Annotated in this window: 18 protein-coding genes; 3 read left to right on the top strand and 15 right to left on the bottom strand. The window is 27.6% G+C overall.

Features of this window, described 5'->3' with window-relative positions:
• Positions 1-2: 2 nt before the first annotated feature.
• The 6 genes from SPLAT_RS00180 to rpmE form a co-directional block, all read right to left on the bottom strand.
• The gene (locus SPLAT_RS00180) at positions 3-392 is read right to left on the bottom strand and encodes a hypothetical protein (RefSeq protein WP_168105069.1); all 390 of its coding nucleotides are present in this window, start codon (positions 390-392) and stop codon (positions 3-5) included.
• A 60-nt stretch (positions 393-452) separates the two neighbouring features.
• Positions 453-1,553, bottom strand: a complete 1,101-nt coding sequence (prfA, locus tag SPLAT_RS00175; RefSeq protein WP_268833980.1) for a peptide chain release factor 1 — start codon at positions 1,551-1,553, stop codon at positions 453-455.
• A 22-nt stretch (positions 1,554-1,575) separates the two neighbouring features.
• Positions 1,576-2,169 carry a thymidine kinase gene (locus SPLAT_RS00170; protein ID WP_168105067.1) on the bottom strand — a complete coding sequence of 198 codons (594 nt, stop codon included), beginning with the start codon at positions 2,167-2,169 and terminating at the stop codon, positions 1,576-1,578.
• A gap of 24 nt (positions 2,170-2,193) precedes the next feature.
• Positions 2,194-3,222, bottom strand: a complete 1,029-nt coding sequence (locus SPLAT_RS00165; RefSeq protein ID WP_168105066.1) for a DHH family phosphoesterase — start codon at positions 3,220-3,222, stop codon at positions 2,194-2,196.
• Between the two features lie 12 nt (positions 3,223-3,234).
• Positions 3,235-5,202 (bottom strand): hypothetical protein, encoded by a 1,968-nt coding sequence (locus SPLAT_RS00160; RefSeq protein ID WP_168105065.1) that lies wholly within the window; start codon positions 5,200-5,202, stop codon positions 3,235-3,237.
• Positions 5,203-5,345: 143 nt separating this feature from the next.
• On the bottom strand, positions 5,346-5,669 hold the full coding sequence (rpmE, locus tag SPLAT_RS03535; protein ID WP_168105064.1) for a 50S ribosomal protein L31: 324 nt from the start codon (positions 5,667-5,669) through the stop codon (positions 5,346-5,348).
• Between the two features lie 145 nt (positions 5,670-5,814).
• Between rpmE and SPLAT_RS00150 the strand changes: the two genes are divergently transcribed.
• The gene (locus tag SPLAT_RS00150; RefSeq protein WP_168105063.1) at positions 5,815-5,952 is read left to right on the top strand and encodes a hypothetical protein; all 138 of its coding nucleotides are present in this window, start codon (positions 5,815-5,817) and stop codon (positions 5,950-5,952) included.
• On the opposite strand, the gene SPLAT_RS00145 is transcribed toward SPLAT_RS00150, so the two are convergent.
• A complete protein-coding gene (locus tag SPLAT_RS00145; protein WP_168105062.1) occupies positions 5,949-7,595 on the bottom strand; it encodes a lysine--tRNA ligase in 1,647 nt (548 codons plus the stop codon). The two genes, SPLAT_RS00150 and SPLAT_RS00145, sit on opposite strands and share 4 nt — an antisense overlap.
• A 203-nt stretch (positions 7,596-7,798) precedes the next feature.
• Positions 7,799-8,818, bottom strand: coding sequence for a restriction endonuclease subunit S (locus SPLAT_RS00140; RefSeq protein WP_235083225.1), 1,020 nt, complete (start codon positions 8,816-8,818; stop codon positions 7,799-7,801).
• 59 nt (positions 8,819-8,877) lie between these two features.
• On the opposite strand from SPLAT_RS00140, the gene SPLAT_RS00135 reads away from it, so the two are divergent.
• Together SPLAT_RS00135 and SPLAT_RS00130 are read left to right on the top strand one after the other, a co-directional pair.
• A complete protein-coding gene (locus SPLAT_RS00135; protein ID WP_168105060.1) occupies positions 8,878-9,594 on the top strand; it encodes a tyrosine-type recombinase/integrase in 717 nt (238 codons plus the stop codon).
• Positions 9,595-9,618: 24 nt separating this feature from the next.
• The gene (locus tag SPLAT_RS00130; protein WP_235083224.1) at positions 9,619-10,773 is read left to right on the top strand and encodes a restriction endonuclease subunit S; all 1,155 of its coding nucleotides are present in this window, start codon (positions 9,619-9,621) and stop codon (positions 10,771-10,773) included.
• Between the two features lie 9 nt (positions 10,774-10,782).
• On the opposite strand, the gene SPLAT_RS00125 is transcribed toward SPLAT_RS00130, so the two are convergent.
• The 7 genes from SPLAT_RS00125 to tilS form a co-directional block, all read right to left on the bottom strand.
• Positions 10,783-12,306: a type I restriction-modification system subunit M gene (locus tag SPLAT_RS00125; protein ID WP_220190958.1), complete on the bottom strand. Its 1,524-nt coding sequence runs from the start codon at positions 12,304-12,306 to the stop codon at positions 10,783-10,785.
• Positions 12,307-15,369: a type I restriction endonuclease subunit R gene (locus SPLAT_RS00120; RefSeq protein WP_168105058.1), complete on the bottom strand. Its 3,063-nt coding sequence runs from the start codon at positions 15,367-15,369 to the stop codon at positions 12,307-12,309.
• Between the two features lie 189 nt (positions 15,370-15,558).
• Positions 15,559-16,482 (bottom strand): ABC transporter ATP-binding protein, encoded by a 924-nt coding sequence (locus SPLAT_RS00115; RefSeq protein WP_373422705.1) that lies wholly within the window; start codon positions 16,480-16,482, stop codon positions 15,559-15,561.
• A gap of 511 nt (positions 16,483-16,993) precedes the next feature.
• Positions 16,994-20,191 carry an ABC transporter permease gene (locus SPLAT_RS00110; protein ID WP_168105056.1) on the bottom strand — a complete coding sequence of 1,066 codons (3,198 nt, stop codon included), beginning with the start codon at positions 20,189-20,191 and terminating at the stop codon, positions 16,994-16,996.
• 122 nt (positions 20,192-20,313) lie between these two features.
• Entirely contained in the window at positions 20,314-20,880 is a 567-nt protein-coding gene (hpt, locus tag SPLAT_RS00105) for a hypoxanthine phosphoribosyltransferase (RefSeq protein WP_168105055.1), read from the bottom strand.
• 74 nt (positions 20,881-20,954) lie between these two features.
• The gene (gene ftsH, locus SPLAT_RS00100) at positions 20,955-22,976 is read right to left on the bottom strand and encodes an ATP-dependent zinc metalloprotease FtsH (protein ID WP_235083223.1); all 2,022 of its coding nucleotides are present in this window, start codon (positions 22,974-22,976) and stop codon (positions 20,955-20,957) included.
• A gap of 178 nt (positions 22,977-23,154) precedes the next feature.
• Complete coding sequence (gene tilS / locus SPLAT_RS00095; RefSeq protein WP_168105054.1) at positions 23,155-24,453, bottom strand: tRNA lysidine(34) synthetase TilS; 1,299 nt, start codon at positions 24,451-24,453, stop codon at positions 23,155-23,157.
• Positions 24,454-24,461: the final 8 nt, after the last annotated feature.

The following is a 24,461-nucleotide window of genomic DNA, read 5'->3' as shown; positions in this document are numbered from 1 at the left end:
AATTAAAGTTGATCTTTACCTTTTTTGCGTTTGAATAAACTTTTAATTCATAAAATTAAGATTGCTATCGTAAAAATAACTAAAAAAGCAAGCGATAAAATTGCAATAATTGGAAATAAGATAATGTAAACAATTAAAGATAAGAAAAATGTGTAATTGTTAGTTCTTGCAATATCCAATGCTTGTAAGAAAGGTAGATTTCTTCATAATAGATAATGAAATAATAATGTTGTCGTTGTACCAAATCAAACAAACATCATTAAATATCAAGTATGAGAGGGATTAGTTTGAATAACTAAAAATGCTACAAACATTCCAATAGTCAACATTAAAAAAATAATGGTAATTAAAAAGAAAAGTTTAATTCGATTGCCAAAAACTTGGAAATTCATTTTTGAAAACACCTCAAATATTCTACTATTAATTATAATTGAAAAAATGAAACTAAACTACTAATTTAGTTTCATAACTTCATTCTCTAAATTTTCTAGTTTTCTTCTTTCTTCTGCGCTAATCAAAGCGAGAATAATTTCATCTAAGTTACCTTCAATCACTTGATCTAATTTATTTAATGTTAGACCAATACGATGATCGGTAACACGATTTTGTGGATAATTGTAAGTTCTAATTTTTTCTGATCGTTCACCAGAACCAACAGCATTTTTTCTGATGTCACCAATTTCACCTTGTTGCTGCGATAATTGGAATTCATAAAGCTTAGCTCGTAAAACACGCATTGCTTTATCTTTGTTATCATGCTGACTACGACCATCTTGTGAGGTCACCACTATGCCTGACGGCAGATGAGTGATTCTTACTGCTGAATCAGTTGTGTTAACATGCTGACCACCTGCTCCACTAGAACGATAGGTATCAATTTTTAAATCGTTAGGGTTGACGTTCACATCAATCTCACTTGCTTCTGGTAGTACTGCTACAGTAGCAATTGAAGTGTGAATTCTACCTTGCGATTCAGTTTTTGGTACTCGTTGAACACGATGTGCACCAGCTTCATATTTTAATTTTGAAAATACTTGCTTACCACGAATCATAAATGCAATATAAGTGAAACCTCCTGAAGGAGATTCTTTTGCTTCAATTGTTTCAACTTTTCAATTTTGATTCTCGCTATACTTTAAATACATGCGATATAAATCACCAGCAAAGATATTAGCTTCTTCTCCACCAACAGCACCACGAATTTCAAAAATAACATTCTTGTTGTCGTTGTCATCTTTTGGAATTAAAATCAATTGTAATTTTTCTTCTGCTTCAATTAGCTTTTGTTCGTTAGCTTTAATTTCTGCTTTCAGCATTTCAACTAACTCAGCATCTTTTTCTGATTCTAAATATTGCTTTTCTTCAATCAAACTATTTTTAATTTTTTGATAAACTAAAAATTGATTAATAATTGGCTCTAATCTTTTTTGCTCTTTACTTAATTCAGTGTATTTTTCTCTTTGACTTTTGATATCTAAAGTCAAAAGTTGTTTTTCAATTTCTTGATACTTTTGCTCAAGTAAATTTAATTGTTGTAAAATTTTTTCATTAATCATTTTTAAAAGCACCTAACTTTTATTTTAAAACTTTATGATCCTTGCGACATCTAGCTTCATATTTTTCTTGTGCGCCAATCTCAATAATTGGATCATTATAACTTGCTTCCTTACCATTGATGATTCTTTGTGTTCTTGTTGCTGCTGCACCGCAAACAACACAAATTGCATCTAATTTTGTCACAAACTCTGCTCTTGGCAGGATAGCTGACATAACTTCAAAAGGCTCAGCACGAAAATCTTGATCTAAACCAGCCACTATCACCTGCTTATTATTATTCGCTAATTGATCTAAAATTTCAACAATATTTTTATGGAAAAATTGAACTTCATCAACTGCTATTGCATTAACATTCTTATTTTCTTTCTTTGCTAAGATTTTTAAAATCTCTTCTGGCTGATTACGATCAATCATAATTGCTTGAATTGAGACACCTTTATGAGTCACAACTTTAGTTGTTGCGTAACGAACATCTATTGTTGGTTTGAAAACTAAAACCTTTCGGTTAGCGTATTGCAAACGAATTATACGACGAATAAATTCTTCTGTCTTTCCGGCAAACATGCATCCTGCAATTACTTCAATTCAACCATCATTATAACGATTATACATTCCAACTTCTCCTTTTGCTTCCAATTATTTAATATTTGGTGCTAAATTTGCTAATTTATCTAAAGCATTGAATAAATTCTTGACAATTGCTAGATTTTCTAATCTTGCTCCTGCTGCGCTATCGTGGCCTCCACCACCAAACTTTGCAACAACATCATTAATTTTTCATCTTGCACTTCGGACACTAATTTTAAAATCTGAAGTTATGGCGTCTTGACAAGCAATAAATCAAATTTTAATTCCTTTGATGTTACTCATTAAATTAACTTGATTAGTAAAATCTTCTCTGATTAAAGTTATTTTTGCTTTCTTATCAATTGCTTTGATTTTATTATTTAATTCTTTCTCTAATTTTAATAATTCTTCTTTTGTAAAAATTAAATAACCAACACCATGACTACTAACTGTAAAATTACTTAAAATGTATCCTTTAATTCAGGCATTTTTTAATTCTTGGATATATAAATTTTCATATAAATCTAAAAGACTAAATTTACTTTCGACTAAAAAACTTGCAACATCAAATGTTTCACTACTAACTGAACGATACAAGAATCTTCCTGAATCAGTTACCAATCCTAAAAATAAATCTCTAGCAGCTTCTTTAGAAACTTTTAACTTTAGTGTCTGAGCTCATTTAGCTGCCACTTGGCAAGCTGCCGAAGCAGAACTATCAACTAAACTTAAAGTACCATAATCATCAACCTCAGGATGATGGTCAATCTTGATAATATTTTTTGCTTCTTGTCAGAACTGACCACTAATTCTTTCTCGATTAGCTGTATCACAAATAATAACTAAAGCATCATGATAGTCACTTTGATTTACAATATCTGCTGGTTTAAAAAATTTCAACATGTAATCAGTCATATCACCTGGAACTAAAACTTTTTTCTTAGGGAAATTTTCTTCAATAATTCTTTTTAATCCTCATTGTGAACCTAAAGCATCTCCATCTGGATTGACGTGACGATGAATAATTATTGTGTTACTTTTTTTAATTAAATCATAAATCTTTTTCGCATTTTTTTTAAAATCATTCCTATCATTCATGATAAATCCTTTCTATCAAGTTCCAATTAATTGTTTATTTTCAGAATCAAAGATATAAATTGTATTCTTAACAATTGAGATTCAACCTTTTGAACCAATTTTAAAATTATTATAATTATAAACTAAAACTTCAAATAAATTATCATCAAAAGTTTTAAAAGTCAAAAGTGATTGTCTTTCATTAATCTTATTAACTTCCTTAATCGTACCACTAATTTTAATAACCTTAGAGAAAAAGGTAAATAATGGTTTTCTGTAACTAAAAATAATATCGCTTGCTTTTAAAGCGATAATTGGAGCATTTTTTAAGTTAGGAAAAATAGCAATTTGCTTATTATAGAAACTTAAAGTTGGCGGGTATCATTGCCCTAAAAAAACATTTAAACCTCTTTTATTCATTTCTTTTAATAAATTTAGTGATAGTGGCTTAGCAGAAATTTCACCAATCTTACCTTGCTGAACAACAAGACCATTTTCAATCACAGCAAGATGAGAAGCAACTAAACTAATTTCTTCATTTGATTTTGAAGAAAAAATAATAATAATTGATAATTTTTTTGCTAGGATTTTTAGTCATTTTGCCAACTTAACCTTATCAGAACGTTCTAACAAGTAAAACGGATTTTCTAACAATAAAACTTTGTTCACAACTACTAATTTCTGAATAACCTTAACAATTCTTCGTTCTAAAAGTGAAAGATCACTATATCTTCTTTTTAATAAACTTGTTAGTTGCAACTCTTCAAAAATAAGACTAATATTGTCATCAATTAAATCACGAAAATCAATTAGCTTATCTTCTAAATCTTTTAATTCTTGATGATAGACACTAGCATCTTCAAATTTTTGATGATCTAAAAGTTTTTTGTGATAAATTTCAATCTCATGTCTGATGTTTTTTAGCAATAGTTGCATTTCATCAGGTAGCAACTGCATTGCGATAAAATCTTGCTTCATGTTAAATTTAATTCTTTGCACTTCAGCTAAGTCTACTCATTCTTCAATGATTTGATCAACTTGTGTGCGAGAAAGATTAATTTTTTTATATGCTAACGCTTGATTTAATTCGTTACTAAAAATTTGATTGTGATTGTTACAACTTTTTAAAGTAGTACGAATTTGCTTTCTAGTTAGAAAAATCTTATCTTCTAAATAACTATTTATTTCATCAATAATGAAAGGCATCTCATTTAATTCAAATTCTTTTTTTCTTTTCTTTGGTGGTTCGCAACCACAAATACAATCGCCAACTAAATTTTCCAAACTAGAAATACGATCTTGAAGCGATTGATAAAATAACAAATTATTGTTCACAATCATATTTTCTTCTTCAGCATTAAGTTTTCTAATTAAAACTTCTGCTAGTTCTTCACCACCAGGAAAATTAAATTTATTCTTAGCAAATCTTTCATGAAATTCATTAATTTGTGTTTCATATTCTTTGATAAATAAATTTCTTGATGTTTGAGTTTCATTGATAAATGCTTTAATCAATTTAATAACTCTAGCTTTAAATTCTGCCCGATTTAAATTTCTACCAGTATTTTTTAAACTTGCAATATCAATCTTAACTTTAGTATTATTTCGCCCTATTGCTTGTAAAAATGGTCTGACTGATTTTGCTGTTTTGATAAGATTATGACGAACTGAAAAAAGCTTATTTCATTGAAATTGATTGCTAGCTAAATAAGCAATCTGTCTTTCTCAACCAGGAAAATTATAAGTAACATCTTCTTCATTTAAAATAATTTGACCAAAGATGATGTTCCCAAAGCCACCAAAGGCTTTTAAAATATTATTTAGGTTATCTTCTTCATTACTAAAAAGTGCTAAGATTATTGGTGAACTAGCATCAAAGCTTCAATTCTTAACACCTTTAGCAATTGTCCATTCTTTAACTTTTAAAGATACTTTCTCACTATTTGAAGAACCATATTTAAGATTTTGATTTAAGCTTCAATCAATCAATACGTCTTTCATAAATTTGCCTATCTTTCTTTATTCTATAAATAATTTTAACTTAAAATTGAAAAAAAATAAGTTAGATAAAAAGAATAATCTCTTTCTAACTAAAAAATGGAAAATAACCTTATGTGGTAAAGTTACTTTCCATTCTTGCTTTATTATTTATTATTTTTTTCTGACTTTGTTTCAACCTTGAAATTATCTAAACTAACCACTTTAGTGTTTTTTGGTTCTTGTTTTGTCTTAGCATCTTTCTTTTCTGGCTTTGCTTCAACTTTCTTACTTGCTTTATTCAAGAAGCGTTCAACTTGACCTTTAGCAGAAAGGAATGATTGTTTTCCAGTATAAAAAGGATGACAATTAGAACATGTATCAACACGAATCTCTGGACCTTTTGTTGAACCAGTAATAAAATGATTACTACATGTTATACAAGTAACCTCAGTTTTAAAATATTTAGGATGAATATTAGCTTGAGCCATAAGTGGCACCTCACTTTAAATTTAATAAAAATTACTTAGAAATATTATCATTATTAATAAAAAAAAGCAATATCTTTTTTAGTTTATTAAATAAAAATGATGTGTTACAATTTTTTTATATATAAAGAAAAGGGGTAGATATAAAATGAAATGCGGTGAGTGTACTAACACAGCTTCTGTTAGCATTACAGAAAATAAAGATTTAGATGCTAACAATGAACTAGCAGTATATTACTATTGTATTGATTGTTATGTTAGTTATAAAGAAAAAAGCGCCAATTAAGGCGTTTTTTTTGTTTTCAATTGTGGAAAGAAGAGAACATCTTTAATACTATGTTGACCAGTAACCAACATAACTAAACGATCAATTCCAATCCCTAAACCTGCTGTTGGTGGCATACCATATTCTAATGCTTCAACATAATCTAAATCCATTTCAGAGGAAGCTTCTTCATTTCCTTTTTCTTTTTCATTAACTTGTTCTTCAAATCTTTGATATTGTTGAATTGGATTATTCAACTCAGAATAAGCATTAGCATACTCCTTACCATTAATAAATAATTCAAAACGATCTGTAAAGTTGAGACTATTTTCACTTAATTTTGATAGGGGTGAAATTTCAACAGGATAACTATAAATAAATGTTGGTTGAATTAAAGTTTCTTCAACAAAATGTTCAAAGAATAAATTAATAATATGACCTACACCAGTATGATGCTTATCAACATTGATTTTATATTCTTTTGCTAAGTTAACTGCTAATTGATAAACTTCTGCTTTTTGTTTTGCTACTTCTTCTTGATTAGGATTACGATCATATTGTTGAATTAGATCATAAATCTTAGCAAAAGATGCGCTAAACTTTTGATCACTAACATTTTTAATTGCATCTAACATTTTAATCTTTTGTCATGGCTTTGCAAAATCTAATTCTACTTTTGTAACTTCACCTTGTTCATTAACAGTTTCTTCAACTAAAGTTAATTTATTGTTGACTTTGTTGATGATGTATTTAAGACAATTTTCTGTTAGATCAAAAAGAAAATTCATATCTTGATAGGCTACATACACTTCAACAGTAGTGAACTCAGGGTTATGCTTTGGACTAATGCCTTCATTTCTAAATAAACGTCCAATCTCATAAACACCTTCAAACCCACCAACAATTAAACGTTTTAAATGTAGTTCTGTAGCAATTCTTAGATAAAAATTACTATCTAATGCATTATGAAAAGTAATAAATGGTTTAGCTGCTGCACCACCAGAAATATCTTGTAAGATTGGTGTTTCCACTTCTAAGTAACCTTGATTATTTAAAAATTCTCTTAAACTATTAATAATTTTAGTTCTTTTAATAAAGATTTCCTTCACCTCTTGATTCATCACTAAATCAAGATAGCGATGACGATAACGATCTTCAATATTTTTAATTCCATGTCACTTATCTGGTAGTGGCTTAATTGCTTTAGCTAACATGACAACTTTAGCAACTTTAACAGTTAACTCTCCAGTTTTTGTACGCATGATTTTTCCTTCAACACCAAAAAAATCACCAATGTCACCATATTCAGAAAATAAATTAAATTCTTTACTATCTAACGAACTAGTATTTAAATAAATTTGAAAACGACCATATTGATCTTGTAAGTTAGCAAAAATAGAATTCTTACCCATAATTCTTTTTGTCATTAATCTTCCAGCAATCTTAATTTGATCATTTGCTGCTTTATCAGATAATTCATCTAATTGTTCTTTGATTTTTTCACTAAATTCTTTAGTTAAAGTTGAACTATTATAATTTCTTTCTCATTTACGACCATAAACATCATAATGTTCTTTTTCTAATTCTAATAATTTTTGATAACGGTTCTCTTCTTGTTCTTTTAGAACACGACCATTAACTAATGTTTCATTTTTGTTTTCCATTAGGTTTCATCCTTTTTATTAATATCATTTATCTTATTTTATCTGATTCTTATTGACAATTAAAGTAGATTATAAAAATAACTTTTTATTTTCATAAAAATTAAATTAATAAAAAAGCACCTAATCTCATAAGAGATTAGGAGAAGGAAGCCTATAACTCCTTGCACGTTTATCTTACATAAATGTACTAACACATTAATATACTATTTAATTAACAATTTTATTTCACAATTTTTAATCTTAATAATTTTATTTTTTAAAAGTAATAATTTTATATAAAATTTATTAATTAATTCATCATTTAATTTTTTTTCAATTGTTTTCAAATTTAAAATATCATTCATTGTAATATTTTTTTGAACTGCTCCAGTTGCATTCTTTAATAAAAAATCAACTTGTTTTTCTATAGCAATTTTAAGATTTAAAGGAATATTACTTCTTAATGTTAATGTTCGTTGATTTGAAACTCAATCGGATTCAAAAATAATTCCTACTGTTCCAATCGTTCCAGACAAACCTGTAACTAAATCACCTATATTAATTAAATTATTTTTTAATACATTTGTTCTAGAAAATTTAAAATCATCAATTATATTTTTGATTGTAAATATTTTATATAAACCGTCATTAATTTTTTCATAACCTTCATATGCATAACCATTTGTTTTTCAAATTATATTTTTTTTAATAGAATCTTGAAAATTTAAAGATCTAGAAAAAAAAGATTTTTCAATATTATTTATTATTTGAATTATTATTTTTTCTAATTTTTCTATAGGTTCAATAATGTCGATTATTTGTTGTTGAGTTTCAATTTTAGGTATAAAAATCATTAATTCTGAAACAACAGGTGGATTAAATTGTGGTTGTCCACTGCCTGTTATCATTTTTTTTACTTGATTTTTATATTTACTGGTTTTAGTTCAATAATAAAAATACTTATTTTTTAATTTTAAATCATCAAAGTGATATCTAACCAAAAAACCTGCAAATACACATTTTTCTTCAGTATCATGAATATAAGTTTCTCCAGCATTAGATCCAACTCTTGATATTAATATATCATCTTTTTTTAAGAGTGGTCCTGAATTTACAAATGTATTAAATATTTTGTTTTTAATATCTGTTTGTCTAACATATTTATATTTTCCTAAACTAAGTGCAGGCAAAGGCGCTCCATATTCAGGATTATCTTTATATAATTCTTTAAGTTTAATTGCCATTATTGAACCTCCTTTGTTTTATTTAATTTTACTCTATATAACAATATATGGAGGAAAAAATGAAAGACTATATAAATTATTTAAAAAGAAATAAATATTCTGAAAATACTATAAAAACATATAAAAGTATTTTAAATATTTATCAGGAAGATTTAAAAGATATAAGATTAGTTAAAAAAAGGCTTACTTTTTATTTTAAAAATCCTAATACAGTTTGAACACACTATAATGTTCTTTGTTCTTATTTAAAATGAACTAAAGATAAAAGATTGGATTCAATAAAAGAAATAAAACTTCCGAGAATTCCAAAAAAATTTATGGTTGTCTTTAACAAAAAATTTTTATTATCACGAACTGAAATTAAAAATACAGATGATTCAGAATTAATTAATAAAAAAATGTTAGTTAGATTTTTATTTGAAACAGGTCTTCGAGCTGGTGAATTAAAACAAATTATTTTAATTAATAAAAAAACAATAACAGTAGTTGGGAAGGGGAATAAAATTAGAGAGGTATTTCATAATTTCGAAACAACAAAAAAAATTATTTTTAAAGATGTCAGTACAAAAACAATTAGATTATGAACAAAAGATATTCTTGGTGATAAATATACTCCTCATTCAATTAGAAGATCTCATGCAACCCATTTGCTTTTAAAAGGAGCTAATCCAAAAATGGTAATGATGCAATTAGGTCATGAAAAAGTTGAAACAACTTTTAGATATTTACAATTATCAATTGAACAAAACAAAAAAATATATGACAAGTTCTATTAAATAGAACTTGTTTTTTGTTTATTAATGGCAATTATTAAACTTGGTGAATTATCTTTTATTAAAAGAGGGAGTTCACCACGACCAATAAATCAATGATTACAAAAAGATGGGTTAATGTGAGCTAAAATTTCTGATTTAAATGGAAATTTTTTAAATAAAACTAAAGAATTTATAAATCCTATCTGAGAAAAAAAAGGCTTAATAGGGAAATATGGGGATTTATTAATAACTAATTCGGCAACTCCAGGTATTCCTTTTATACAGCTTACTAAAAAAGTTGCGTATCACGATGGTTTTTTAGCAATTAATTGCAATGAAAATTTGATTCTTAAAAAATATTTATTTTATAAACTCATAATAGATAGACCAAAATTAATAAAAATGGGTAATGGTGCAGTTTTTATTAATTTATCTTCTGACATTTTAAAAAATTGGAATGTATACATTCCAAATATTTCTATTCAACAACAAATAATCGACATTATTGAACCAAATGAAAAACTTTTTTTGAAGTATTCAAATTGTGTTAGAATTGATAGTTTTGAAAATGTTCAAAATGATATGAAAGATTTAATCGACATTATTGAACCTATAGAACTAATTGAAACTAAACTCGCAAAAATAAAAAATAAATTAATTAAATTACTAATTGACCTTTATAGTACAAATGTTAAAATACAAAATTCTTTTAATTCTAGAATTAAAATTTTAAATAGTTCCTATGAAGGACAAAATAACTATTTTGCTACAAACGCTATAGGCGAATTGGAAATTGACTACAATAAAATTATTCCACTTACTGGAAAAATTCCTTCTAGAGCTAATATTTCTCCTACCAATGATTCATTTATTTTTTCTAAACTTGATGGAGAAAATAAATTATTTTATTTTAAAGAAAGACCTAAAGAAGTTTTTTCAACTGGCTTTTTTAATTTTAAAACAGAATATCATGACCATATTTTAGGATTTATGCTATCTGATAAATTCAAATTACAAAAAGAACAATATGCAACTGGAACAACAATGCGAAGCATAAATAATCAATCACTAAAATTAATTCAATTAAATGAACCAAAATATAAATCAAATAATATAACAATCATGCTATATGATATAGAAAAAACTTCTAATAAAAGTAAAGAATTAAAATCTAAATTAATCAACTTACTAATAAAATAAAAGAAAGCACTAGACTTCCTCATACTCTAGTGCTTTCTTTATTGCTTCTTCTACTTTTGGAGCTAATTCATTAAATTCTTTAAATAAACTAGAAATTTCTCCTGCTAGTTCTTTAATCTCTTTTTTGATTGCTTCTTTATCAACAACTTCTTCTTTTGAACCAACATATCGACCAGGAACAAAAGAAAAATTGTTCTCAATTAGTTCATCTTTTAAAACTGATTTTGCAAAACCAATTTCTTCAATATATTCAGCATTTTCATGCTTATTAAAAATTTCTACAATTTTATCAACATCCGATGTTTGCAATTCTCTTAATTTTTTAGAAATCATCTTACCTTCAATTGATGATCCAGAAATCATTAATACATTATCTGTTTTTTTATTATTATTAAAAAATCAAATAGAGGCAGGAATTCCAGTTGTATAGAAAAGTTTATCTGGTAATTCAACAATGGCATCAACTTTATTTGTTTCAACTAAATTCTTTCTAATTTCAAGTTCATCTTTTTGTGAAGAAGATAATGAACCATTTGCTAAGACAACAGCCGCTCTACCGTTTGTATTTAATTTAGCAACGATATGTGAAAGTCAGGCATAATTTGCATTTCCTGAAGGAGGAACTCCTCATTTTCATCTTGGATCATCTAATAATCCTTCTTGACCTCATTTTTTCATATTAAAAGGTGGATTTGCCATAATAAAATCAAATTTCTTGTCTTTATGCAAATCGCTGGCAAAAGTGTCAGCAGAAATATCTCCCAAAACACCATTGCCATCTACATCAACTAAAGCAAATCCATTAAGAACTAAATTTAATTTTGCTAATTTTCATGTAACATTATTATATTCTTGACCATAAGCTGTAATGTTTGAAATGTCTCCATGATGATCTTTAATATATTTTTTTGATTGAACTAAAATGCCAGCAGTACCACAAGCAGGATCATAAATTTTTCCTTTCATTGGCTTTAAAATATGAACCATTAATTGAACAATTGATGTTGGAGTATAAAATTCTCCACCTTTTTGCCCTCGATCTTTAAAAAAGTGCCCTAAGAAATATTCATAAATTCTACCAACAATATCTTCTTCTTCATTATCAGAAAAATCTTCATCAGAAAAAATTTTAATTACTTCTCCAAGTTTTTTTTGATCCAATCCTTCTTTGTTATAATTTTTATTAAAAATACCAGCTAGCATTTTATTGCTTATTTCTAATTCAATAAAAGCTTCATCTAATTTTTGCCCTATTTCTGGTTGATTCGCAAATTGCATAATATAATCTCAAGAAGCTTTTTCAGGCACTTTAAAAGCATTATAAGTATAATATAAATCTTCAGCAGAAATCATATCATCTGTCAATCCCTCTGCTATTACTGCTTTTATTCCAACTTTGTTACGATCTGAAATATACTTTAAAGATAAAATCCCTAAAATAACATGCATATAATCTTCAGCTGACATATTACCTCGTAAAGTATCAGCAGCAGATCATAATTTTGCTTCAATATCATTAATATTTGTTGCCATTTAATCATCCCTTCTAAAGAAATCTTTATTTATTTTAATTTGTCTAGTAACCTGATCAACCAAAATACCTGACATATCCGTTAAATGTTCAGGAGGATAGTTATATTTCGTTTTTAGTAAAATTTGTAACTGTATTTTAATTTTAGATCTTACTTTAGGATTATTTTCATATTGTTCAGTTCCACACTCCTTAATTTTATCTAACAAGTCTTCAGCTATTCTTCTAAGAACTTCTGAGTTCTCATGATTTTTCAAGTAGTCATCATTAGAAATCACATCATAAAAAGCTTGTAGTTGTTGATTTTCAAAATCTAATGGTTTATTTGTTTCTTTAGTTACTTCTTTTCCTAATTGTCGTAACATCTCAATAACTTTTTGAACATCTTCCATTTTTTCTAAGGCAGTAATAATCTCTCTTAATTTATCAGATGCATTCTTATAAAATATCGGTCTTATATTCTGTAAATTTTTTAATTGCGCCTGAATTGAGTGTTTCATCATTTCAATTGCTACACGTGGCGAAGATTTTTCTAAATCTTGTGCTTCTAAGGCTAAGATTGCTGCAACTTCGTTAATATTTTTAGAAATCTTACTTTCAGATACAAAAACATCTGAAGTTTTTGAGTCAACTGCTTTAGCGATAGATTCTTTAATTAATTCAATTGTATTTTGTAATTTTTCATCTGTTTGAATTGAACTTGTAGAGATAAGTGAATTGATAATTTCAACACATTTAGCCAAAATTGATTCTTTTTGACTAATAATTGAATAAGACATTTTAAAAAATCTTTTCGTTTTTCTAGCTAAAAGAATAAACTTATTTCTTTCTTCAATATCCAAAGATAATATATTGTCATATGAAGCAATAACAAAATTATACTGTTCTTTTGAGTTTAATATATCAAAGTTATATAAACCTTTAATATACGAATCATTAAGAATGTCAAAACCCTCAATCAGTTTTTCTTTAGCTTTAGTAACATCTTCAATTGAAAAATCAACTGTTTTTTCAACACCTGATGCATATTGCAATAATGCAGCAGATAAATATTTTCAAATACCAATGTAGTCAACAATTAAACCATTTTCTTTTACTTGCTTTGTTTCTTTATCTTCATAAGTACGATTAACACGAGCAATAGCTTGCATTAAATTATGTCATTTAATAAATTTATCCATATAAAGAACATCAAGATCTGGAACATCAAAACCTGTTAGCCACATATCAACAACAATTGCAATTTGATACTTTGAATTTTCTTTTCTAAATTCTTCAGCTACTTTATTAATGTCTCTTTTAGGAACAATGGCATCTGACATTTCTTTATCATCTTTATTATTTTCAGTTACAACTAAAATTACTTTGTCTTTTAAAGCAGGATCTATTGCTTGAATTGCTTGATAATATTTAAAGGCAGCTTTTCTAGTACTTGCTACAATCATCGCTTTACCATGTAAAACTACTTTTCTTTTTTCTAAATGCTGCAACATATCAGTTGCTTTAGCTTTAATAACATCATCATCTTCTAACACTTGCTTAATTCTTACTGATTTTAATAATGTATCAATTTTTTGTTGTGAAGTAATATCTGTTGGATCTAGTGTCTTAATGTATTCTCTTTGGATTAAATCCATTTCTTTTAAGTAAGTTTCATCTAAATCAATTTTAACTTTTCTCATCTCATAGTGAATTGGAACAGTTGCATTATCTGCAACAGAATCATTCATTGAATAAATATGATTATAGTCACCAAAAACTTGAGTAGTATCTTTATCTAACTTCATTAATGGTGTACCAGTAAAACCTACTATCTTTGCATTTGGAAATGCATCCCTCATATATCTTGCATAACCAAATTTAAGAATAAATTCTTTTTTCTCTTTAGAAAGACTTCTTTCTCCATCAATATTATTTTGACTTCTATGAGCTTCATCAACCAAAATAAAAACATCATCTCTATTTGTTAAAGCCCCTGTTTCTTCTGTAAATTTTTGTACTGTTGAAAAATAAATGCCAAAATGTTTTTTATCTTCAAGTTTTTCAATTAAATCTTTTCTACTTTCAATTGCTATCGCTTCATTTCTTAAATAATCATAAGCATTCAAAAATCGTGCAAATAATTGCTTATCTAAAGTATTTCTATCTGTCACAACAACAATAGTAGCATTATTCATCTGTTCAATAATTGATTTAGCAAGCATCAACATTGTTAATGATTTGCCTGAACCTTGTGTATGTCAAACTACACCACCACGATTATCATTAGTAATCTTAAGTTTTTCAATTGTTTGCTTAACTGCTTCAATTTGATGAGGAGCAGCCATATATTTAATAAATGAATTAGTCTCATTTGAATAAAAAGAAAAGGTAGTAATGAATTTATAAAAATCATCTTTATTAAACAAATATTCAATAACATCAATACCATTTTTTGTTTTAAAATCTGTAATTTTATGCATTCTTTTAAAACCAGCTAAAGTTGATCCGTATAATGAAATAAATCTATTAGATAAAAAATTCATAATATTAAAAGCCCATAATTTAGGTACAAAACTTTTTAATGATTCATTTTGCTTAAATGCATCCTCAACAGTTTCAGTTGCTAAAGGTGCTTTTAATTCAAAAATAACAACTGGTAGACCATTGATATATAAAACAATATCTGGACGTCTTAAATTGAAACCATTAGAAACATCTAACTGACGAATAACTTGATATTTATTTTCCTCACTATCTTTTGAAATTAATTTAATTGTTTTAGTTAACTGGGAATGCTTATCATAAACCTTGATACCTTCAACTAATATATCTCAACATTCTTTATTCATATTTATCAAAGTATCGTTTATTCTTTTAATTTGATTAATTGCTTGAATTGCTAATTCATCTGAAACATTATTAATTAATTTAATTTGTTCATGTAACAAATTAAAATCAATAACTTCTCTTGAATCTTCTCGTTGAATCTTAGCAATTTCTTTTCAACCTAAAGAAACAAGTTTTTCTGTTATTTCTTCTTCAAATTTAAGTTCCTCTAGATAAAAAACTTTTTCTTCTTTCATTTATATTTCTCCTTTAATTTGCCCTATTAAAATTTAAATAAAATGCTTTATATTTATTAAAAATTATCTTAATATTTTCTCTTATTTTACCCTTTTATTAAAATAATTATACAACGAAATAGTTCATCTAGAGTATAAATTTCAATTAAAAAAGCAACAATATTTATTGTTGCTTTTTTAATTAGAATGCTACCCTCAGTTAATCTCGCTTGGTTTCTTAGGACTAGCGTTATGCTTGACAGAAGTGATGCTTCCATTTTTGACACTGATCACGATATCAGCAACATATTGGAAGTTAGGGTTGTGAGTAACCATAATAATTGAAGTTTTGAAAGCTTTGTTAACATCTAACAAGATTTCTAAAACTTTTCTTCCCATTTCTTCATCTAACGCTCCAGTAGGCTCATCACAGAAAAGAATCTTTGGATTTTTAGCTAAAGCTCGACCAATAGAAACTCTTTGTTGTTGTCCTCCAGATAATTGACTAGGAAACTTATTCATATGTTCATCCATTTCAATAACCTTAAAGATTTCATCAATTCCTAAAGCTTTATTTTTTGTCTTAGCTAAATTCTCGCCAACTTCAGCATTTTCTCTTGCTGTTAGGTTAGTAAGTAAATTATATTGTTGGAAAATAAACCCAACAGTATCTCTTCTAAATTTTGTTAGGTGACTATCTTTTAATAAAGATAGATTGTATCCTGAAACAAAAACATCACCTTGATTAGCTTTATCTAGACCTGAAATAATATTTAGTAGTGTTGTCTTTCCAGAACCACTGGGTCCTAAAATCACAACAAAAGTTCCTTTTTTAATTTTTAAATCAATTCCTTTTAGTACTTCATATTCTAAATCACCAGTTAGATAAGATTTCTTAACATCAAATAACTCAATAATATTATCCTTAACATCAGGAACATTATTAGAAATTGAAACAACCTTACCTTCTAAAATTTCTTTTGAATGTAATTTAGTAATCTTTGCTAACTGCTTTTCACGTTCTTTAAAAGCTTTACGCTTCTTTTCTTGTTCTTTATCTTGTTGTTTTGTATAAGGCTTATCTGCTTGACCATGCTTCTTAATGATCCCTGCTTCTGTTTCTGACTTACGCAATCTTTTTGGCTTAGCAAGTGCTGATGCTTTAACCACACGCTTAGGTTTTGCTGGCTTTGCAACTTTAGCGGCAACTTTTCTTGGCTTTGCAGTTTGTTTTGCCTTTTTTGGTTTTGCAGTTTTTTTTGCTGGCTTTTTTGCTACTGTTGCTTGATTAGCTTGTCTTTCGGCTTCTTTAGCTTCTTTCTCTGCTTCTCTTGCTTTTCTTTCGGCTTCTTTGGCCTTTCTGTCTGCTTCTCTTGCTTTTCTTGCAGCTTCTTGTGCTTGTTGACGCTTTTCTGCTTTGGCTTTTTGTTCAGCTTTCTTTGCAGCTGCTTTTTCCGCTGCTAGCGCTCTTTTATACTCTCTTTCAGCTGCTTTTTCCGCTGCTTGTGCTTTTTTATATTCTTTTTCAGCTTTTTGTCTATTTTTCAACGCCATAAAAATCCTCACTTTTTAATTAACACAAATTTAAAATATAATTCTATTCTTAAAAATTATAATTTAATTATAGCAAAAATTATAATATTAATTAATCTGATTGCAATAAACTACTTACTGGTTTAAATTTAATAAAGTATAGACCAACAATGTAACCAATAATAATCACAACAAAAATTAAAAGAAATGATAAAAAGATTGTTAAAGCACTAATTGGCAAAAGAAAAATTGTACTTGTCAATTTGGCAACAATTCAAAGAATCACTCCTCAAATAAGATAAGAGAATATGCTACCAAGAATAAAAGCCAAAATTAAAGTAAAGATATAGGAACCAATAATTAATAAATTAATTTCATTAATACGGTAACCTAACGCTTTCATCATCGCAATAATCATTAAATTGTTATCTAAAATCATGTTGACAATAATAATAAGAACAAAAGCTAAAGCAATAATTGTCAGTCATTTCGAAATTTCAATAATTGTTTTAATTGAATCAAAGATTTGACCTAAACGATCCTTAACTAAAGGCATGATGATTGGAATCTCATTCATCATCTTGGCACCATTTTGTAAACCATTCATTGAATAATCATTATCTAATTGAGCAATATTGATACTATTTAATGGAAAAATTGAACTTGAATCTTTTGAGTAAAAATTATTAAATGAATCAGTAATTGGTTGACCTTGATCGTTTAAATATCCAACTGCTTTTCTTAAGTCATCAATATTAATATAAGAAGTTGCAATATCTAAATTTTTTGTTGTAATCCCTTTAATATCAAAAATTATTGGGATAAATCTACCATTAGCATTAATAATTGCTAACTGTTGGTCATTAACTTTGTATTTATTTAAAGTAGCAAGAACTTTAGAAATTACTGTTGGAATAACGTAAGCAGTTTCAGTTTTTGTGTCACCGAATCCATCAACATAAGTAACTTGTTGTTGACTTAAATTATGTGAACTATTAAATACTGGATCAATATCGTAACCCTTTTCTTCTTTGAAATTAAATCAACTTTTTCATGCCAATGGGTTATCAGGATTACTATCATTATACAAACTAATAACATCAATTCATTTTGCATTCATTGGTCCTTGATCATGCCCTGATCAACTAACTGGAGTAGTAGATCTAAATTCTAAATTAGGATAATAATTATTATTAAGGACATTTTGTCCAATTGCAAATCCTGGTAGTGGTTGCATGCCACCACTATATTCAGCAACTAAATTAAAAAACTTTGTCAGACCCTGACAAACTAAAGTTGCTTCACTTTCACTCATAATTTCTGGATGACCTGCTCTAACATACTCAATACATTTATTAGGATCATCAGGATCTTGAGTATTTTCATACAATAAATTTATTTCAGCACTAGTGATGTAGTAGCCTTTATAACTTTCCTTAGCCATCAATTCATACAACTTTGTCTTTTTTTCTGCTGTATCAATATGAAAAGTATCCGATTTGATTTCTTTTTCTGAATCTAAATTTTTTTCAAGTACTCAATCATAAATTTGATCAGTTATTTTACCGCTATCATCAAACTTATACATATTGATACTTGGATTATAGGTGTAAACATCCTTACTCATAAAGCTATAAAAATTATCAATTTTGCTATCAAAGACATCAAGTGCGACATTCTCAAACATTAAAAGAAAACTAGCAAAAATAAAAATTAAAAAAATCAAAGCCAATTTCCCAACTGACTTCAAAGCAAAAGAAACTGCTAGTCTAGGTTTGAATTTTCAATAATTAAAAGGTTTTTTAAAAATTGCCAGTCACTTTGCACTAGTATTTGTTGTCCGATCATAAATTAAAAGTAAAGGTTCCTTACTCAAGCTATTAGTTGCTTGCAAGTAACTTGCAAGCGTAAAAATTATTGTTGTCACAACAACACTAAAAATCAAAGCAAGAACACTAAAATAAACTGGTGGCATTGGTAAAAAGAACCCAAAGTCAGCTAAAGAATTAAAGCGCATTTGCAAAGGTAGACCCAATGCAAACCCAATGCATGTCGAAATAATCGACAAAATAAAAAACAATAAAGTAAATCCAAAACTAATTTCATTGTTGTTGTAGCCCAAAGCTTTAATTAATCCAATTTGTTTCTTTTGCAAATCAATTTCTTTCTTAACATATGATAAGACAATAAAAATTACAGCTAACAAAACAATAAAACTAATTGAAGCAAAAACAATGTTTTGCATATTATAATTTTGTCTCATTGCTCCACTTCTTAAATCATCACCGTTCGCAATAATTAGTGAACCATAATTAAAATTAAAAAATTGATTAAAAATACTTTCAACTTTATCTTGAAAAAAAACATCTTTATTTGCTACTCTTAAGAAAAAAGGAATACTTAAATTGGAAAGATAGCTACTGTTATTGTATAAATATTCATTAAGTCATTCTCTTGTTGCAAAAACTGCTGTGGTGTTGTTTGGATTAGCATCAACATTATCTGCTGTTAGCGGAGGAATAATACCTCAATAAGTGTAACCAAAGCCAACAACTTTTAATGTTTGTTCAGGAATAAACTGATATGAACTATCTAAAGCGATATGATTTTTTTTCGCAAAAGTAGGATTAATTACTACTTCATCAACTGCTGTTGGCTTTCTACCATCAACAAGATAAACTTCATTGGAACCATTTCTTTCAGGCATAAAATCAAATTCTGATTGACCAGGTGCAGGAGCAAAAGGCATAGGATTAAGATAAAAAGCATCTTCAAAAGCAAAAAATAATTTCTTTTCTTTATCATTGTAGTTAAATGACTTTAAAAAAGATTTATCAATTTGATAGTGAGTAGTTGCTGGGTCATTTTTTACTTCAGTATTTAAGATATCATTAAGTAAAATTACCTTATAATTGACACCTCAATTTAATAAATAAAGCTTTAATTTTTCATTAAGCGTACCACTTGGCAAAGAATTATTTTGTAAGTTACTACTTGTGATTGATTCAATTTGACTTTGAATCTCACTATAATCAGGCAAATCAGTAGGGAAAGATTTTTTAATTGCAGCTTTTACTTTGACTAAAGCTTCATCACTATTTTTATAATCTGTCAACAATTGGGTGTCGATTCGATAGTCATAAGTACCACTATTTTTTTCAAGTTTTACAAAACCTGCTTGTCCTCGATCAGAACTACCATATAATCCTGTCATAGTAGCAACGATAATAATAAGTAACAACGCGATCCCAATATATTGAAACAAACGCTTCTTCACACCTCTTAAAATGTTCAGTACTATAATACCCATGATTGGACCCCAATTAAATTAAACGTTACTTATTTTAATTAATTTTAACATATTTAAATGTACTTAATTATTTCTAGTTTTATCATATCTAAAAAAAATAAAAATCATAAAAAAATGAATTTTTATGATTTATTCTTTAATGCTTTAATTTTTTCAAGATCAGCAATTCCAATATAAGGTAAGTTTCTTAAAATCTCTTGATAGTCCAATCCGTAACCAACTAAGAAGTGGTCTGGAGCCTCAAAACCAAATCAATCAGCTTCAAGATCAACAATTCTTTTTGCTTTTTTATCTAACAAAGTTAGAATCTTAATTGACTTTGGTTGCTTTTGAGTTAAATGTTCAACAAGTTTAATTAAAGTTTTGCCTGAATCAATGATATCTTCAACAATCAAGACATCACGATCCTTGATGTCAGCAAAAATATCAAATTTAATTCTTGGTTCAATTGTTGGTGATGTTTGTCCTAAATAAGACTCAACATACATAAATTCTGTTGTACATTCAATATTTAATTTCATCATTACATCAGCAAAGAAAGGTAGACAACCTCTTAAAATTCCAATTAAAATTAAAGGCTTTTCAATATTTTGATAGTAAGTTTCAATTTCTTTTGCTAGTTCAGTAACTCGTTTTTGAATTTGTTCTTCAGTGATGATAATTTCTTTTACTAAGTTATGTTTCAACATTATTAAACTCCTAAATAAATAGAATTAGCAAAGCTTGAATTTATAAGCTTTGCTAAATTCTGACAGACTACTTTCTATTTTTTCTTTGGCTTTGCTGTGATTGTTTCATCTGAATCATCAGCAGCATCGTCTGATTCTTTTTCATTTTCAGCTTGCTCGTCTACCTTACTTTTAATAAGTTTTTCACGATCAAGTTCTTTTTGACGATCAAGAACTTCTTGCGGCAATTTATTATGAACGTTGATATACTCAATTTGTTCTGCCGTAATTGTTTCTAGTGTCATCAAAGAAGTAGCAAGTAAGTCTAAAGTCTTACGATTAGCTTTAATCACTTTTAAAGCTTCTTTGTAACATTCTTCTAAATTTTGCTTAATTTCGTCATCAATACGATTTGCAATATTATTAGAGATAGTACTTTTTGCAAATGGCATCATGTCATCACGAGGATTTTCAAATTGTGCAAGTCCTAAATCTTCTGACATACCATATTCTGTAATCATTCTTCTCGCAATATTAGTTGCTTTTTCTAAGTCATCATGGGCACCAGTAGTAACATTTGGTTTACCAAAAATAATTTCTTCAGATGCTCTACCACCTAAGTAACCAGTAATAGTAGCAAGTAAGTGCATTTTTGAATAGAACATAGTTTCTTCTTTTGGTGTCATGATAGTGTAACCACCAGCTTGACCACGTGGAATAATTGTTACTTTTTGAACTTTTGAAGCATGTTCTAGTTTTAATCCAATCAACGCATGACCTGCTTCGTGATAAGAAACAATTTGCTTGTCTCTGTCAGTAATAACTCTTGAAGTTTTAGCTGGTCCACCAACAACACGATCAATCGCTTCATCAATTTCTACTAGACCAATAACATTTTTATTATGTCTTACAGCTAATAAAGTTGCTTCATTTAGTACATTTTCTAATTGAGCACCACTAAATCCTGGTGTTCTTTCAGCAATTCTTTGGAAGTTAACTTTTGGTGAAATATTCTTGTTTCTTGCATGTAGTCTTAAAATAGCTTCACGCTCTTTAATATCAGGTCAACTTAAAGTGATTTCACGGTCAAATCTTCCTGGTCTTAATAACGCATCATCAAGTACATCTCTTCTGTTAGTTGCCGCCATAATGATGATCCCAACATTTGTTTGGAAACCATCCATCTCAACTAATAATTGGTTTAATGTTTGTTCATTAGCAGTAGTTGCTGCAGAAGCACGTTTTCTACCAACAGCATCAATCTCATCAATGAAAATAATACAAGGAGCAGTTTTCTTAGCAGCATTAAACATTTCTCTTACTCTTGAAGCTCCAACTCCAACAAAGACTTCTTCAAATTCTGCTCCAGAAATTGAGAAGAAAGGAACACCAGCTTCTCCAGCCACTGCTTTAGCTAATAATGTTTTCCCTGTACCAGGAGGCCCAACTAAAAGCACACCTTTAGGAGTTCTTGCACCCATTTGTGAGTAACGTTGTGGGAATTTTAAATAATCAACAATTTCTTCTAGTTCTTGCTTTTCTTCTTTAATTCCAGCAACATCACTGAATTTAGTATCTGATTTTTGTGTTTTTGCACGATTTTTACCCATTGAAAATGGACTCATACCACCACTAGATTTAGTTAATCTTGTCATCAATCAGAATGAACCAAAGACTAAAATTAAAATTGGTAGTAAATTAACTAAAAGATTTTTTCAAATTGAAACTGCTTGACTATCATAATCTCAATATTTTAAGCCATTAACTTTAGATGCGATTGCACCAGTAGCACCACTTGGTAGCAACATACCATAAATTTGATCATCTCAATATTTATTACTTATTGTTGAAGCATAATGAATCATCTTCCCGTTAACAGTTAAATAACCATTCAGAGTTAATGTATTGGGACCAAAACTAACACTAAGACCACCATTAAAGACGACCTGATTAGTATCACCTGGCAAAACACCATCTTTAAATAAATTATACAATTCAGTTGATGATAATTTAACAACGTTACCTTTTAAAAAGTATCAAAGTAAAAAACCAATGAACGCTAAAAAAAGAATAAGAACAAGAATAACCATTCAATTAATTTTCATTTTTGGTTGCATTATAAATTCTTCACCTGCATTAAATTTCTTTCCATAATTTTTTATTTTTTTAATAACTATATATAATAATATAACGAAAATGAATAAAAAATACTACTTTTTTATTTTTTAATTTTCTTGACTATCATAATTATTATAAACTAATTACTTACATATTCAGCAAATAAAGATATCATAATTAATTAGTTGCATCTTGCTTAACAACAAACATATTTGCCTCTTCTGCAAGATGATTTTTACTAATTGCTAACCCAGGAATTGCGATCACTTGATTTTGTGAATTAACAATAACAGGTCAAGTTAATCTTTGACGATAAGGAATTTTGTTATCAATAAATAAGCGATTAATTTTCTTAGTTCCAAAACTAACAGAAATTTCTTCTGTACCAGTGTTGGTTCTAATTGTTAAAGGAAAATCCTGTTTGCTAACATATAAAGCTTGAACTTCATTTTCTTTTGGTTTTTTTCTTAAAATTGATAATTCTTTAAAATGATAGTTTCCTAACTTCTTAACAATATATTTATAAATATTAATTTCTTTTTTCTCACTAATGTAAGCATAATTATATTCTTTAATTAACCATGCTCCCTCACTAAGATTAAAACTAATATTTGGTTTCTTTGATTTTGAAAGCACCTTAACAATTTCTTTAATCTTTGCTTTTTTTAACTTTAAAACTAAATCTTCATCATAATTAAATAAAAATTCATAAATAATCATTTGTTGTAAATAATTATTATCATTATATTTAAGAAAATCAGGAACTGACAATATATCATTGCTAACGATAATAGAATTGTAAATAACTTCTAATTCATCTTTTAGTAACTCTTGTTCACTATTTAATTCTTTAATTTCACTCAACATTAAATTAATATCAAAATCAGTTAACTTATTAATTTTTTGTTGTCTAATTTTATTTCGTTCATATATTTCTAATTCATTAGTTTCATCAAAACCATATTTAATCCGATATAAAGTTAAATAATCGAGAATATCTTCTTTTTTTAATTCCAACATTGGACGATAAATTGATAAGTTTTTGTAAGTATTTTTGAATTTCAAACCGTAATAAGAAACAATTGCTTTTCTTTGCTTTTGAATTAAATATGTTTCTAATAAATCATAAACATGATGAGCAACTATTAAATTATAAGTTTGATACTTATGAGCGATGTCATTAAAAAAATTATAACGAATCACTCGAGCTTGATCTTGAAAATTACCCTTACCATATTCTTCAGGTTTAACATTTTTAATTTCTAATGGTATCTTATGTTCTTTACAATAATCTTCAACAATTTTTTGATCAACATTACTACTTCATCTTTTGTGATAATTCACATGTCCAACAACAATATCAAAATCATTCTTAACTAAATTATCAAGCAAAAACATACTGTCTGGACCACCCGAAACAGCAACGATATATTTTAAATTTTTATTTAATTTTCCTAGTCAATTAACATAAACCATTATCTTAG

This window comes from Spiroplasma platyhelix PALS-1 (assembly GCF_021496725.1).
GTDB lineage: Bacteria > Bacillota_I > Bacilli_A > Mycoplasmatales > VBWQ01 > Spiroplasma_D > Spiroplasma_D platyhelix.
This window is presented reverse-complemented; position numbering and strand designations above follow the sequence as displayed.